This window comes from Pseudomonas edaphica, assembly GCF_005863185.1.
Lineage (GTDB): Bacteria > Pseudomonadota > Gammaproteobacteria > Pseudomonadales > Pseudomonadaceae > Aquipseudomonas > Aquipseudomonas edaphica.
Window position 1 is genome coordinate 1 of the sequence record NZ_VBVZ01000962.1, and the last position, 1443, is coordinate 1443.

Below are 1443 nucleotides of genomic sequence, written 5' to 3' on the forward strand. Positions count from 1 at the left end.
CCACGGAATGCACCCAGGCGAAGTGCTCGGCGATCGCACGAGTCTTGTTCGATTGAATGGGGCCGATGAAGTGCCAACTCAAGGGCAGGTCGGTTAATTCAGCCTGTTTGCCCAAGGCTTCTTGCAGGTAGTTCTCGCCAAAATCTCTCATCCCGGCGGCATAGGCTTCGCGCACGGCCTGGGCCGGTTTGGTCTTGCTCACGGCCAGCAGGTGGATGCTGCTTTCGTCACGTTGCACGGCGTGGGCCGCGGCGCGGATGCGCTGGCTAACCTGGCCAATGTTGTCTGCTATCGTCGACATTCAAGATGCACCCGTGGATATGGAGTCCGCGGCATTCTACTGGAAATGGAAAGCCCTATGGATATCACTGAACTGCTGACGGCCAGCGTGCGCCGTGGCGCCTCCGACCTGCATTTATCGGCTGGCCTGGCGCCAATGCTGCGTGTCGATGGCGAAATCTGGCCATTGGAGGGGCCGGTGCTTTCGCCTACGCAAGTTGCGGACTTATTAAGCCCTTTGCTCAACCAGCACCAACAAAAGGATTTCGAAACATCTCTTGAAACGGATTTTGCGTTCGCGCTGCCGGGCCTGGCGCGGTTCCGCGCAAATGTGTTCCGCCAGGATCGCGGCATGGGCGCAGTGTTTCGCACTATCCCGACCGAAGTGCAAAGCCTGGAAGACCTCGGATTAGGCGAGGTCTTCCGCCGTATCGCGCAGTTGCCGCGCGGCCTGGTACTGGTGACTGGGGCAACCGGCTCCGGCAAGTCGACGACCCTGGCGGCGATGATTGACCACCTCAACCAGCACCGGCGCCAGCACATTCTCACGCTGGAAGACCCGATCGAATTTATCCACAGGCCGAAAATGGCCCTGATCAACCAGCGCCAGGTACACCGCGACACTCATAGTTTTTCGGCGGCGCTGCGCTCGGCCCTGCGTGAAGACCCGGATGTGATTCTGGTGGGCGAGCTGCGTGACCTGGAAACCATCCGCCTGGCACTGACGGCGGCAGAGACCGGGCACTTGGTATTGGGCACGCTGCACACCACTTCAGCGGCAAAGAGCGTGGATCGGCTGGTGGATGTGTTCCCTGCGGGGGAAAAAGCCATGGTGCGCGCCATGCTGTCGGAGTCGCTGCAGGCGGTGGTGTCCCAGGTGCTGGTTAAGAAAATCGGCGGCGGCCGGGTGGCGGCGCACGAGATCATGCTGGGCACGCCAGCTATCCGTAACCTGATCCGCGAGGACAAGGTGGCGCAGATGGTCTCGGCGATTCAAACCGGCGGGGCGTTGGGGATGAAAACGCTGGATATGAGCTTGAAGGCGTTGGTCAGCGCAGGGCTGATCAGCCGGGAGGATGCGCGGGGGCTGGCGCGGGTGCCGACAGATATCTGAACGCCGATGAAATCAGTGTGGGAGCTGGCTTGCCTGCGATAGCGAACTGC

Annotated in this window: 2 protein-coding genes; one reads left to right on the forward strand and one right to left on the reverse strand. The window is 61.1% G+C overall.

Going from position 1 to position 1443, the window contains the following annotated elements; all coding sequences use genetic code 11:
• A partial coding sequence (locus tag FEM54_RS32500) for a YggS family pyridoxal phosphate-dependent enzyme (protein WP_138454276.1) occupies nucleotides 1–301 on the reverse strand: 301 nt, incomplete at its 3' end.
• 57 nt (nucleotides 302–358) lie between these two features.
• On the opposite strand from FEM54_RS32500, the gene FEM54_RS32505 reads away from it, so the two are divergent.
• Entirely contained in the window at nucleotides 359–1393 is a 1035-nt protein-coding gene (locus FEM54_RS32505) for a type IV pilus twitching motility protein PilT (RefSeq protein WP_138454277.1), read from the forward strand.
• Nucleotides 1394–1443 lie beyond the last annotated feature (50 nt).

Excerpts from the sequence above, each read along its gene's own strand:
- FEM54_RS32505 (WP_138454277.1), top strand. The coding sequence starts at position 359 with ATGGATATCACTGAACTGCTGACGGCCAGCGTGCGCCGTGGCGCCTCC.